The organism is Streptococcus australis, from assembly GCF_901543175.1.
GTDB lineage: Bacteria > Bacillota > Bacilli > Lactobacillales > Streptococcaceae > Streptococcus > Streptococcus australis_A.
The window spans coordinates 1,728,718-1,740,681 of record NZ_LR594040.1 but is presented as its reverse complement, the minus strand read 5'-3'; the positions used below and the strand labels follow the sequence as shown (position 1 = coordinate 1,740,681).

General features: G+C 42.4%; 16 protein-coding genes. All 16 read left to right on the top strand.

Features of this window, described 5'->3' with window-relative positions; translation table 11 throughout:
* Positions 1-47 precede the first annotated feature (47 nt).
* The 16 genes from rplR (at position 48) to leuS (ending at position 11,905) form a co-directional block, all read left to right on the top strand.
* Positions 48-404: a 50S ribosomal protein L18 gene (gene rplR, locus FGK98_RS08925; RefSeq protein WP_004251098.1), complete on the top strand. Its 357-nt coding sequence runs from the start codon at positions 48-50 to the stop codon at positions 402-404.
* A gap of 17 nt (positions 405-421) precedes the next feature.
* Positions 422-916 carry a 30S ribosomal protein S5 gene (rpsE, locus tag FGK98_RS08920; protein ID WP_000874204.1) on the top strand — a complete coding sequence of 165 codons (495 nt, stop codon included), beginning with the start codon at positions 422-424 and terminating at the stop codon, positions 914-916.
* A gap of 13 nt (positions 917-929) precedes the next feature.
* Entirely contained in the window at positions 930-1,112 is a 183-nt protein-coding gene (gene rpmD, locus FGK98_RS08915; protein ID WP_000057241.1) for a 50S ribosomal protein L30, read from the top strand.
* A gap of 144 nt (positions 1,113-1,256) precedes the next feature.
* Positions 1,257-1,697 carry a 50S ribosomal protein L15 gene (rplO, locus tag FGK98_RS08910; RefSeq protein ID WP_000766092.1) on the top strand — a complete coding sequence of 147 codons (441 nt, stop codon included), beginning with the start codon at positions 1,257-1,259 and terminating at the stop codon, positions 1,695-1,697.
* Between the two features lie 11 nt (positions 1,698-1,708).
* Entirely contained in the window at positions 1,709-3,019 is a 1,311-nt protein-coding gene (gene secY, locus FGK98_RS08905; RefSeq protein ID WP_000465381.1) for a preprotein translocase subunit SecY, read from the top strand.
* A gap of 145 nt (positions 3,020-3,164) precedes the next feature.
* Positions 3,165-3,803: an adenylate kinase gene (locus FGK98_RS08900; RefSeq protein ID WP_061587195.1), complete on the top strand. Its 639-nt coding sequence runs from the start codon at positions 3,165-3,167 to the stop codon at positions 3,801-3,803.
* A gap of 116 nt (positions 3,804-3,919) precedes the next feature.
* On the top strand, positions 3,920-4,138 hold the full coding sequence (infA, locus tag FGK98_RS08895; RefSeq protein ID WP_001029883.1) for a translation initiation factor IF-1: 219 nt from the start codon (positions 3,920-3,922) through the stop codon (positions 4,136-4,138).
* Between the two features lie 24 nt (positions 4,139-4,162).
* Positions 4,163-4,279, top strand: a complete 117-nt coding sequence (gene rpmJ / locus FGK98_RS08890) for a 50S ribosomal protein L36 (RefSeq protein WP_001808836.1) — start codon at positions 4,163-4,165, stop codon at positions 4,277-4,279.
* A gap of 17 nt (positions 4,280-4,296) precedes the next feature.
* A complete protein-coding gene (gene rpsM / locus FGK98_RS08885; protein ID WP_000090781.1) occupies positions 4,297-4,662 on the top strand; it encodes a 30S ribosomal protein S13 in 366 nt (121 codons plus the stop codon).
* A gap of 17 nt (positions 4,663-4,679) precedes the next feature.
* Positions 4,680-5,063, top strand: a complete 384-nt coding sequence (gene rpsK, locus FGK98_RS08880) for a 30S ribosomal protein S11 (RefSeq protein WP_001118386.1) — start codon at positions 4,680-4,682, stop codon at positions 5,061-5,063.
* A 42-nt stretch (positions 5,064-5,105) separates the two neighbouring features.
* The gene (locus FGK98_RS08875) at positions 5,106-6,041 is read left to right on the top strand and encodes a DNA-directed RNA polymerase subunit alpha (protein ID WP_000568993.1); all 936 of its coding nucleotides are present in this window, start codon (positions 5,106-5,108) and stop codon (positions 6,039-6,041) included.
* Between the two features lie 11 nt (positions 6,042-6,052).
* Entirely contained in the window at positions 6,053-6,439 is a 387-nt protein-coding gene (gene rplQ / locus FGK98_RS08870) for a 50S ribosomal protein L17 (RefSeq protein ID WP_000331493.1), read from the top strand.
* 263 nt (positions 6,440-6,702) lie between these two features.
* Positions 6,703-6,969: an ACT domain-containing protein gene (locus FGK98_RS08865; RefSeq protein WP_000644109.1), complete on the top strand. Its 267-nt coding sequence runs from the start codon at positions 6,703-6,705 to the stop codon at positions 6,967-6,969.
* Positions 6,970-6,978: 9 nt separating this feature from the next.
* On the top strand, positions 6,979-8,316 hold the full coding sequence (locus tag FGK98_RS08860) for a PFL family protein (protein WP_138100878.1): 1,338 nt from the start codon (positions 6,979-6,981) through the stop codon (positions 8,314-8,316).
* 235 nt (positions 8,317-8,551) lie between these two features.
* Positions 8,552-9,244 (top strand): histidine phosphatase family protein, encoded by a 693-nt coding sequence (locus FGK98_RS08855; protein WP_138100877.1) that lies wholly within the window; start codon positions 8,552-8,554, stop codon positions 9,242-9,244.
* A 159-nt stretch (positions 9,245-9,403) separates the two neighbouring features.
* Entirely contained in the window at positions 9,404-11,905 is a 2,502-nt protein-coding gene (gene leuS / locus FGK98_RS08850) for a leucine--tRNA ligase (protein ID WP_138100876.1), read from the top strand.
* Positions 11,906-11,964 lie beyond the last annotated feature (59 nt).

Below are 11,964 nucleotides of genomic sequence, written 5' to 3'. Positions count from 1 at the left end.
CCAACTTTGTGCATAGCACACGATTTAAAATTAAAGAGGTGAAAACTGTGATTTCTAAACCAGATAAAAACAAACTCCGCCAAAAACGCCACCGTCGCGTTCGCGGAAAACTCTCTGGAACTGCTGATCGCCCACGTTTGAACGTATTCCGTTCTAATACAGGCATCTACGCTCAAGTGATTGATGACGTAGCGGGTGTAACGCTCGCAAGTGCTTCAACTCTTGACAAAGAAGTTTCAAAAGGAACTAAAACTGAACAAGCCGTTGCTGTCGGAAAACTCGTTGCAGAACGTGCAAGTGCTAAAGGTATTTCAGAAGTGGTGTTCGACCGCGGTGGATATCTATATCACGGACGTGTGAAAGCTTTGGCTGATGCAGCTCGTGAAAACGGATTGAAATTCTAATAGGAGGACACTAGAAAATGGCATTTAAAGACAATGCAGTTGAATTAGAAGAACGCGTAGTTGCTGTCAACCGTGTTACAAAAGTTGTTAAAGGTGGACGTCGTCTTCGTTTCGCAGCTCTTGTTGTTGTTGGTGACCACAATGGTCGCGTAGGATTTGGTACTGGTAAAGCTCAAGAAGTTCCAGAAGCAATCCGTAAAGCAGTAGAAGATGCTAAGAAAAACTTGATTGAAGTTCCTATGGTTGGAACAACAATCCCACACGAAGTTCTTTCAGAATTTGGTGGAGCTAAAGTATTGTTGAAACCTGCTGTAGAAGGTTCTGGAGTTGCCGCTGGTGGTGCAGTTCGTGCCGTTGTGGAATTGGCAGGTGTGGCAGATATTACATCTAAATCACTTGGCTCTAACACTCCAATCAACATTGTTCGCGCAACTGTTGAAGGTTTGAAACAATTGAAACGCGCTGAAGAAGTTGCTGCCCTTCGTGGTATCTCAGTTTCTGATTTGGCATAAGAAAGGGGATAAAATGGCTCAAATTAAAATTACTTTGACTAAGTCTCCAATCGGACGCATTCCATCACAACGTAAAACTGTTGTAGCACTTGGACTTGGCAAATTGAACAGCTCTGTTATCAAAGAAGACAACGCTGCTATCCGTGGTATGATCACTGCAGTATCTCACTTGGTAACAGTTGAAGAAGTAAACTAATGAATTTTTAGGGGATGTGACAATACTCATCCCCTAAAACTAGGTATAGTCATCTAAGATGACGATGTATAGGCGAGTTGATAAGGGAGACAACCTTTTCTCTCTTATCGGCGCTAGCATTTTACAAAAGAGGAGAAAATAATAATGAAACTTCATGAATTGAAACCTGCAGAAGGTTCTCGTAAAGTACGTAACCGTGTTGGTCGTGGTACTTCATCAGGTAACGGTAAAACATCTGGTCGCGGTCAAAAAGGTCAAAAAGCTCGTAGCGGTGGCGGAGTTCGCCTTGGTTTTGAAGGTGGACAAACTCCATTGTTCCGTCGTCTTCCAAAACGTGGATTCACTAACATCAACGCTAAAGAATACGCAATTGTAAATCTTGATCAATTGAACGTTTTTGAAGATGGTACTGAAGTTACTCCAGTTGTTCTTATCGAAGCAGGAATTGTAAAGGCTGAAAAATCAGGTGTTAAAATTCTTGGTAACGGTGAGTTGACTAAGAAGTTGACTGTGAAAGCAGCTAAATTCTCAAAAACAGCTGAAGAAGCTATCACTGCTAAAGGTGGTTCAGTAGAAGTCATCTAGAGAGGTGACCTATGTTTTTTAAATTATTAAAAGAGGCCCTCAAGGTTAAGAAAGTACGATCAAAAATTCTCTTTACGATTTTTATCATACTTGTCTTCCGTATCGGGACTAGTATTACTGTACCAGGTGTGAATGCAAAAAGTCTGGAAGCTTTGAGTGGATTATCCTTCTTGAACATGCTTAGTTTAGTTTCAGGGAATGCCATGAAGAACTTCTCGGTTTTTGCACTCGGTGTGAGTCCGTATATCACAGCTTCCATCGTTGTTCAATTGCTACAAATGGATATTGTTCCAAAGTTTGTAGAGTGGGGCAAGCAGGGGGAAGTAGGACGGAGAAAGATAAACCAAGCGACTCGTTATATTGCGCTTGTACTTGCGTTTGTGCAATCAATCGGAATCACTGCTGGTTTTAACACTCTATCTGGTGCAAAATTATTAACGACAGATCTAACCCCTCAAGTCTTTGTTACGATTGGTATTATCCTGACTGCAGGTACTATGATTGTTACTTGGCTCGGGGAGCAAATCACTGATAAGGGATATGGTAACGGGGTGTCTATGATTATCTTTGCTGGGATTGTGGCTTCAATTCCAGAGATGATTCATGGTATCTATGTGGACTATTTTGTCAATATTCCAAGTGATCGGTTGACGTCATCTATTATATTTGTCGTTATTCTCATTATAGCTGTTTTGTTGATTGTTTACTTTACAACATATGTACAACAGGCAGAATATAAAATTCCGATCCAATATACAAAAGTTGCTCAAGGTGCTCCATCCAGTTCTTACCTTCCTTTGAAGGTCAATCCTGCTGGTGTTATCCCAGTTATCTTTGCAAGTTCGATTACGGCAGCTCCTGCGGCTATTCTTCAGTTTGTCAGCGCTATGGGGCTTGATTGGACTTGGGTACGTACAGCACAAGAAATGCTTGCGACAACATCTCCAACAGGTGTTGCCATGTATGCACTGCTGATTATTCTCTTTACCTTCTTCTATACATTTGTACAGATCAATCCAGAGAAAGCAGCAGAAAACTTGCAAAAGAGCGGAGCCTATATCCACGGTGTCCGTCCAGGTAAAGGAACAGAAGAGTTTATGTCAAAACTTCTTCGTCGCCTTGCAACCGTCGGTTCCCTTTTCCTTGGTGTGATTTCAATCTTGCCGATTGTAGCAAAAGATGTCTTTGGGCTCTCAGAAGCGGTTGCTTTTGGGGGAACTAGTCTTTTGATCATTATTTCGACAGGTATCGAAGGAATCAAACAGCTAGAAGGTTACCTATTGAAACGTAAGTATGTTGGTTTCATGGACAAAACAGAATAAAAGCAAGACTACTTTTGCTTAGAGAGTGGAGTATGAAAGTCTATCTATAAGGGAGACTTTCGTCTCCCCTCTTCTATTTTGTTTTTAAATAGGAGTTAGAACAGTTTTCTGCTTCTATTTAAATACAAAATAAGGAGATCAGATCATGAATCTTTTGATTATGGGCTTACCTGGAGCAGGTAAGGGAACGCAAGCAGCTAAAATTGTGGAACAATTCCACGTGGCACACATTTCAACTGGGGATATGTTCCGTGCTGCTATGGCAAATCAAACTGAAATGGGTGTGCTTGCAAAGTCATACATCGACAAAGGTGAGTTGGTTCCAGATGAAGTTACAAATGGAATTGTTAAAGAACGCCTTTCACAGGATGATATCAAAGAAACAGGTTTCTTGTTAGATGGTTACCCACGTACGATTGAACAAGCTCATGCCTTGGATAAAACATTGGCTGAACTTGGTATCGAACTAGAAGGTGTGATCAATATCGAAGTGAACCCAGATTGTCTCTTGGAACGTTTGAGTGGCCGTATCATCCACCGCGAAACAGGCGAAACCTTCCACAAAGTTTTCAACCCACCCGTTGACTACAAAGAGGAAGATTATTACCAACGTGAAGATGACAAACCTGAAACAGTGAAACGTCGCTTGGATGTGAACATCGCCCAAGGTGAACCAATCATTGCTCACTACCGTGTCAAAGGTTTGGTTCACGATATCGAAGGAAATCAAGATATCAATGATGTGTTCAAAGACATCGAAAAAGTATTGACAAATTTGAAATAAAGCGTTTTTCACACTTGCAAAAAATCGCTACAAATGTTATACTGAGATAGTCTGACTTATAATTGTTGTCTCTATGTTTAGAGGCATCAAATCGAAATTTATGGAGGTGCTTTTGCGTGGCAAAAGACGATGTGATTGAAGTTGAAGGCAAAGTAGTCGATACAATGCCTAACGCAATGTTTACGGTTGAACTTGAAAATGGACATCAGATTTTAGCAACAGTTTCTGGTAAAATTCGTAAAAACTATATTCGTATTTTAGCGGGAGATCGTGTTACTGTCGAGATGAGTCCATATGACTTGACACGTGGACGTATCACTTACCGCTTTAAATAATCGAAAAACTTGGAGGGATAAGAAATGAAAGTAAGACCATCGGTCAAACCAATTTGCGAATACTGTAAAGTAATTCGTCGTAATGGTCGTGTTATGGTAATTTGCCCAGCAAATCCAAAACACAAACAACGTCAAGGATAAGATAGAAAGGAGAAAACATGGCTCGTATTGCTGGAGTTGACATTCCAAATGACAAACGCGTAGTAATCTCATTGACTTACGTTTACGGTATCGGACTTGCAACATCTAAGAAAATTTTGGCTGCTGCTGGAATCTCAGAAGATGTTCGTGTACGTGACCTTACATCAGATCAAGAAGATGCTATCCGTCGTGAAGTGGATGCAATCAAAGTTGAAGGTGACCTTCGTCGTGAAGTAAACTTGAACATCAAACGTTTGATGGAAATCGGTTCATACCGTGGTATCCGTCACCGTCGTGGACTTCCTGTCCGTGGACAAAACACTAAAAACAACGCTCGCACTCGTAAAGGTAAAGCTGTTGCGATTGCTGGTAAGAAAAAATAATATAGGAGGTAAAAGTCTTGGCTAAACCAACACGTAAACGTCGTGTGAAAAAGAATATCGAATCTGGTATTGCCCATATTCACGCTACATTTAATAACACTATTGTTATGATTACTGATGTGCATGGTAACGCAATTTCTTGGTCATCAGCTGGTGCTCTTGGTTTCAAAGGTTCTCGTAAATCTACACCATTCGCTGCTCAAATGGCTTCTGAAGCTGCTGCTAAATCTGCACAAGAACACGGTCTTAAATCAGTTGAAGTTACTGTAAAAGGTCCAGGTTCTGGTCGTGAGTCAGCTATTCGTGCGCTTGCTGCCGCTGGTCTTGAAGTAACAGCAATTCGTGATGTGACTCCAGTGCCACACAATGGTGCTCGTCCTCCAAAACGTCGCCGTGTATAATCATTGCATTACACTGCTTTTCGTTTAAGAGGGAGTAACTAAATGATCGAGTTTGAAAAACCAAATATAACAAAAATTGATGAAAATAAAGATTATGGCAAGTTTGTAATCGAACCGCTTGAACGTGGCTACGGTACAACTCTTGGTAACTCTCTTCGTCGTGTACTACTAGCTTCTCTACCAGGAGCAGCAGTGACATCTATCAACATTGAAGGTGTCTTGCATGAGTTTGACACAGTTCCAGGTGTTCGTGAAGACGTGATGCAAATCATTCTGAACATTAAAGGGATTGCAGTGAAATCATACGTTGAAGACGAAAAAATCATTGAACTTGACGTTGAAGGTCCTGCTGAAATTACAGCTGGAGATATTTTGACTGACAGTGATATTGAAATTGTAAATCCAGATCATTATCTCTTTACAATCGGTGAAGGTTCTTCACTAAAAGCGACAATGACTGTTAACAGTGGTCGTGGATATGTACCTGCTGATGAAAACAAAAAAGATAATGCACCAGTTGGAACACTTGCTGTAGATTCTATTTATACACCAGTTACAAAAGTCAACTATCAGGTTGAACCTGCTCGTGTAGGTAGCAATGATGGATTTGACAAATTAACCCTTGAAATCTTGACTAATGGAACAATTATTCCAGAAGATGCTTTAGGGCTTTCAGCACGTATCTTGACAGAACATCTTGATTTGTTTACAAATCTTACTGAGATTGCTAAGTCAACTGAAGTGATGAAAGAAGCTGATACTGAATCTGACGATCGTATTTTGGATCGTACGATTGAGGAACTGGACTTGTCTGTGCGTTCATACAACTGTTTGAAACGTGCCGGTATCAATACTGTGCATGATTTGACAGAAAAATCTGAAGCAGAGATGATGAAAGTACGAAATCTTGGACGCAAGAGTTTGGAAGAAGTGAAACTCAAACTCATTGACTTGGGTCTTGGATTAAAAGATAAATAAAGGAGGAATACATGGCTTACCGTAAACTAGGACGCACTAGCTCACAACGTAAAGCAATGCTTCGCGATTTGACAACTGACCTTTTGATCAACGAATCAATCGTGACAACTGAAGCTCGTGCTAAAGAAATCCGTAAAACTGTTGAAAAAATGATTACTCTAGGTAAACGTGGTGATTTGCATGCACGTCGTCAAGCAGCTGCTTTCGTACGTAATGAAATCGCATCTGAAAACTATGATGAAGCAACTGATAAGTACACTTCTACTACAGCACTTCAAAAATTGTTCTCAGAAATCGCACCTCGTTATGCTGAACGTAACGGTGGATACACTCGTATCCTTAAAACTGAACCACGTCGTGGTGATGCTGCGCCAATGGCGATCATCGAATTAGTATAAAATCATCAATTTTGTTGAGTGTTATGATGATGGAGTCTTGTGCTCTTAGTCTAGCTCTGGTCTACCGCTGGGACTTCGGTCCTAGCGGGAACACTCATCATCATTTGATAGGGTAGACGCTTGTTTACGAAATTGTTTTTTGTTTAAGAACAACTTCGTAAGCAGGCGTTTTTTAGTATTTTCTATGGAAATATGCTATACTAGGGAAAAAGAAAATCAAAAACGTTCAGGTTTTCTAAAAATCGTAGAAATGGGGTATAAGGATGAAGGCTATTATTACAGTGGTTGGTAAGGATAAGGCTGGAATTGTCGCAGGTGTGTCTACTAAGATTGCAGAGTTGGGATTGAATATTGACGATATTTCTCAAACAGTACTGGATGAGTATTTTACCATGATGGCTGTCGTATCTAGTGATGAAAAACAGGATTTTACAACTTTGCGAAATGAGTTTGAAGCTTTCGGGCAGACCTTAAATGTGAAAATCAATATCCAGAGTGCAGCGATTTTTGATGCCATGTACAATATCTAGGAGGTCATCATGGATATTAGACAAGTTACTGAAACCATTGCCATGATTGAGGAGCAGAATTTCGATATCAGAACCATCACCATGGGCATTTCCCTTTTGGACTGTATTGATCCAGACATCGAACGTGCTGCTGAAAAAATTTACCAAAAAATCACAACTAAAGCTGCAAATCTAGTGGCTGTAGGAGATGAAATTGCTGCAGAACTAGGGATTCCTATTGTCAATAAACGAGTATCGGTGACTCCGATTTCCTTGATTGGAGCAGCGACTGATGCGACGGACTATGTCGTTTTGGCAAAGGCACTTGATAAGGCTGCCAAGGAGATTGGTGTTGACTTTATTGGTGGTTTTTCGGCCTTGGTACAAAAAGGCTACCAAAAAGGAGATGAGATTCTCATCAATTCTATCCCACGTGCTCTTGCTGAGACAGACAAGGTCTGTTCGTCCGTCAATATCGGATCAACCAAGTCAGGCATCAACATGACTGCAGTTGCAGATATGGGCCGTATCATCAAGGAAACAGCGAACTTATCAGATATGGGAGCTGCCAAATTGGTCGTATTTGCGAACGCTGTTGAGGACAATCCTTTTATGGCGGGGGCCTTCCATGGTGTCGGTGAAGCAGATGTCATCATCAATGTTGGAGTTTCAGGTCCTGGTGTCGTCAAACGCGCCTTGGAGAAAGTTCGTGGTCAGAGTTTTGATGTAGTAGCTGAGACAGTCAAGAAAACAGCCTTTAAGATTACTCGTATTGGTCAGCTAGTTGGTCAAATGGCAAGTGAACGGCTTGGAGTCGACTTTGGGATTGTAGACCTAAGTTTGGCGCCGACTCCTGCAGTTGGTGATTCTGTGGCTCGTATCCTTGAGGAAATGGGCCTAGAAACAGTTGGTACGCATGGGACGACGGCTGCCCTCGCTCTTTTGAATGACCAAGTTAAGAAGGGCGGAGTGATGGCTTGTAACCAAGTCGGTGGCTTGTCAGGTGCTTTTATCCCCGTTTCTGAAGATGAGGGGATGATTGCTGCGGTGCAAAATGGCTCTCTGAATTTAGAGAAACTAGAAGCCATGACAGCTATCTGTTCTGTCGGACTGGATATGATTGCCATTCCGGAAGATACGCCTGCTGAAACCATTGCGGCTATGATTGCGGATGAGGCGGCAATTGGTGTGATTAACATGAAAACAACGGCCGTCCGTATTATTCCAAAGGGAAAAGAAGGCGATATGATTGAGCTTGGTGGTTTGCTAGGGACAGCTCCAGTAATGAAGGTCAACGGGGCTTCGTCTGTTGATTTCATCTCTCGCGGTGGGCAAATCCCAGCTCCAATCCATAGTTTTAAAAATTAATAAAAAAGAGAGACGATTTAAGTTGAGTTTAAGGATGACTGTGTATACTATAATCATTAAATAAAGATCTCCTAACTTTATTTAATTAGAATCCTAAACTTTTTCATAATAATCTCCTAGGAAAGCTACCGTTAGGGTAGCTTTTCTTGTGGGAAATTACGAGAGCGGACTTTACTGTTGAAAGCCGAATATTTCTTTGTTCCATGATATAATAGAAGAAAATGGAGGATAGAAAATGTCTAAAGTAAGATTGTACTTGATCCGTCATGGGAAAACGATGTTTAACACGATTGGACGTGCTCAAGGATGGAGTGATACGCCTCTGACTGCAGAAGGTGAGTTGGGAATCCATGAGTTGGGAATTGGCTTACGAGAGTCTGGTTTGCAGTTTGACCGAGCTTATTCTAGTGATTCAGGGCGCACCATTCAGACCATGGGAATTATCCTAGAAGAACTGGGCTTACAAGGAAAAATCCCTTACCGTATGGATAAACGAATCCGTGAGTGGTGCTTTGGTAGTTTTGATGGAGCCTATGATGGGGATCTTTTTATGGGGGTCATTCCTCGTGTTTTTAAGGTGGATCATGTTCATCAGTTATCCTATGCCGAGCTAGCTGAAGGTTTGGTAGAGGTTGATACTGCTGGTTGGGCTGAAGGCTGGGAAAAACTCAGTAGCCGAATCAAGGAAGGCTTTGAATCAATTGCTAAAGAAATGGAAGAACACGGTGGCGGAAATGCTCTCGTTGTGAGTCACGGGATGACCATTGGTACAATGGTTTATCTCATCAATGGCATGCATCCGCATGGTCTGGATAATGGTAGTGTGACCATTCTAGAATACGAGAACGGTCAGTTTACAGTCGATGTCGTTGGTGACCGTAGCTATCGGGAACTGGGACGTAAGAAGATGGAAGAAAATAAGTATTGATAAAAGATAGCTCCTATGCGGAGCTATCTTTTATTCTGCTTAGCAAGATTGTTTTCGGTGCCAATCTTTCTTGATAATGGAGGGGAAAAGATTCTTTCTCGACTTTCAAATTCCCCCAAAAATGGTATAATAGTAACATCATAAAATTGGAGAAATAGCATGAGTTTTTACAATCATAAGGAAATCGAGCCTAAGTGGCAAGGCTACTGGGCAGAACATCATACATTTAAGACAGGAACAGATGCGTCAAAACCAAAGTTTTATGCTCTCGATATGTTCCCATATCCGTCTGGAGCGGGTCTGCACGTAGGACACCCAGAAGGTTACACAGCAACGGATATTCTCAGCCGTTACAAACGTGCGCAAGGCTATAATGTCCTTCACCCAATGGGTTGGGATGCCTTTGGATTGCCTGCAGAGCAATACGCCATGGATACGGGAAATGACCCGGCAGAATTTACAGCGGAAAATATTGCTAACTTCAAACGCCAAATCAATGCGCTTGGCTTCTCTTACGACTGGGACCGTGAAGTCAATACAACAGATCCAAACTATTACAAATGGACGCAATGGATCTTCACCAAGCTTTACGAAAAAGGTTTGGCTTATGAAGCGGAAGTGCCAGTAAACTGGGTCGAAGAATTGGGAACGGCCATTGCCAACGAAGAAGTCCTTCCTGACGGAACTTCTGAGCGTGGAGGCTATCCAGTTGTCCGCAAGCCAATGCGCCAATGGATGCTCAAAATCACTGCCTATGCAGAGCGCTTGCTCAATGACTTGGATGAACTTGATTGGCCAGAGTCTATCAAGGATATGCAACGCAACTGGATCGGGAAATCAACTGGTGCTAATGTAACCTTCAAAGTCAAAGGAACTGACAAAGAGTTCACTGTCTTTACAACTCGTCCTGATACTCTTTTCGGTGCAACTTTCACCGTTCTTGCACCTGAGCATGATTTGGTAGATGCTATCGTCAGTCCAGAGCAAGCTGAAGCAGTTGCTGACTACAAACACCAAGCTAGTCTCAAGTCTGACTTGGCTCGTACCGACCTTGCCAAGGAAAAAACAGGGGTTTGGACCGGTGCTTATGCCATCAACCCTGTCAATGGCAAGGAAATTCCAATCTGGATTGCGGATTATGTTCTTGCTAGCTATGGAACAGGCGCTGTCATGGCTGTGCCAGCCCACGACCAACGTGACTGGGAATTTGCCAAACAGTTTGGCCTTCCAATCGTAGAAGTGCTTGAAGGTGGTAATGTGGCAGAAGCTGCTTATACAGAAGACGGTCTTCATGTCAATTCGGACTTCCTAGATGGACTGAACAAAGAAGATGCGGTTGCTAAGATTGTCGCTTGGTTGGAAGAAAAAGAATGTGGTCAAAAGAAGGTTACCTACCGTCTCCGCGACTGGCTCTTTAGCCGTCAACGTTACTGGGGTGAACCAATTCCAATCATTCATTGGGAAGATGGGACTTCAACGGCTGTTCCTGAAAATGAATTGCCACTTGTCTTGCCAGTAACCAAGAACATTCGCCCTTCAGGTACAGGGGAAAGTCCACTAGCTAACTTGATAAACTGGCTTAAAGTGACTCGTGAAGATGGCGTCAAAGGTCGTCGTGAGACCAACACCATGCCGCAATGGGCAGGTTCAAGCTGGTACTACCTTCGCTATATCGACCCACACAATACAGAAAAATTAGCTGACGAGGATCTCCTCAAACAATGGTTGCCAGTGGATATCTACGTGGGTGGTGCAGAGCATGCTGTACTTCACTTGCTCTACGCTCGTTTCTGGCACAAATTCCTCTATGATATTGGAGTTGTTCCTACGAAAGAACCATTCCAAAAACTCTTTAACCAAGGAATGATTTTGGGAACAAGCTACCGTGACCACCGTGGCGCACTTGTAGCGACTGACAAGGTTGAAAAACGTGACGGTTCCTTCTTCCATGTGGAAACAGGGGAGGAGTTGGAGCAAGCGCCAGCCAAGATGTCTAAATCGCTCAAGAACGTGGTGAACCCAGACGATGTTGTGGAGCAATACGGTGCCGATACCCTTCGTGTCTATGAAATGTTCATGGGACCACTCGATACTTCGATTGCTTGGTCAGAAGAAGGTTTGGAAGGAAGCCGTAAGTTCTTGGATCGTGTTTACCGTTTGATTACAAGCAAGGAAATTGTTGCAGAGAACAATGGTGCCCTCGACAAGGTCTATAACGAAACAGTCAAAGCTGTTACTGAACAAATTGAGTCCCTCAAATTCAACACAGCCATTGCTCAACTTATGGTTTTTGTCAACGCAGCTAACAAGGAAGACAAGCTATATGTTGATTACGCCAAAGGCTTTATCCAATTGATTGCACCATTTGCGCCTCACTTGGCAGAAGAACTCTGGCAAACTCTCGCAGCAACAGGCGAATCTATTTCTTATGTAGCTTGGCCAACATGGGATGAAAGCAAATTGGTTGAAGACGAAATCGAAATCGTCGTCCAAATCCAAGGAAAAGTTCGTGCCAAACTCATGGTCGCTAAAGACCTATCACGCGAAGAATTGCAAGAAATTGCTCTGGCTGACGAAAAAGTCAAAGCAGAGATCGACGGCAAGGAAGTTGTGAAAGTGATTGCGGTACCGAATAAACTCGTTAATATTGTCGTTAAATAACGAGTTTATTAGCTCTATCTTGCCACCTTCAATAGTCCACTGGACTATTGAAGCCAACT

What these genes read in the sequence shown, in the direction of transcription:
- rpmJ (WP_001808836.1), top strand. Translation starts at nt 4,163, where the DNA reads ATGAAAGTAAGACCATCGGTCAAACCAATTTGCGAATACTGTAAAGTA.
- FGK98_RS08900 (WP_061587195.1), top strand. Translation starts at nt 3,165, where the DNA reads ATGAATCTTTTGATTATGGGCTTACCTGGAGCAGGTAAGGGAACGCAA.
- leuS (WP_138100876.1), top strand. Translation starts at nt 9,404, where the DNA reads ATGAGTTTTTACAATCATAAGGAAATCGAGCCTAAGTGGCAAGGCTAC.
- FGK98_RS08855 (WP_138100877.1), top strand. Translation starts at nt 8,552, where the DNA reads ATGTCTAAAGTAAGATTGTACTTGATCCGTCATGGGAAAACGATGTTT.
- rplQ (WP_000331493.1), top strand. Translation starts at nt 6,053, where the DNA reads ATGGCTTACCGTAAACTAGGACGCACTAGCTCACAACGTAAAGCAATG.
- FGK98_RS08875 (WP_000568993.1), top strand. Translation starts at nt 5,106, where the DNA reads ATGATCGAGTTTGAAAAACCAAATATAACAAAAATTGATGAAAATAAA.
- secY (WP_000465381.1), top strand. Translation starts at nt 1,709, where the DNA reads ATGTTTTTTAAATTATTAAAAGAGGCCCTCAAGGTTAAGAAAGTACGA.
- rpsE (WP_000874204.1), top strand. Translation starts at nt 422, where the DNA reads ATGGCATTTAAAGACAATGCAGTTGAATTAGAAGAACGCGTAGTTGCT.
- rpsM (WP_000090781.1), top strand. Translation starts at nt 4,297, where the DNA reads ATGGCTCGTATTGCTGGAGTTGACATTCCAAATGACAAACGCGTAGTA.
- FGK98_RS08860 (WP_138100878.1), top strand. Translation starts at nt 6,979, where the DNA reads ATGGATATTAGACAAGTTACTGAAACCATTGCCATGATTGAGGAGCAG.
- FGK98_RS08865 (WP_000644109.1), top strand. Translation starts at nt 6,703, where the DNA reads ATGAAGGCTATTATTACAGTGGTTGGTAAGGATAAGGCTGGAATTGTC.
- rplO (WP_000766092.1), top strand. Translation starts at nt 1,257, where the DNA reads ATGAAACTTCATGAATTGAAACCTGCAGAAGGTTCTCGTAAAGTACGT.
- rpmD (WP_000057241.1), top strand. Translation starts at nt 930, where the DNA reads ATGGCTCAAATTAAAATTACTTTGACTAAGTCTCCAATCGGACGCATT.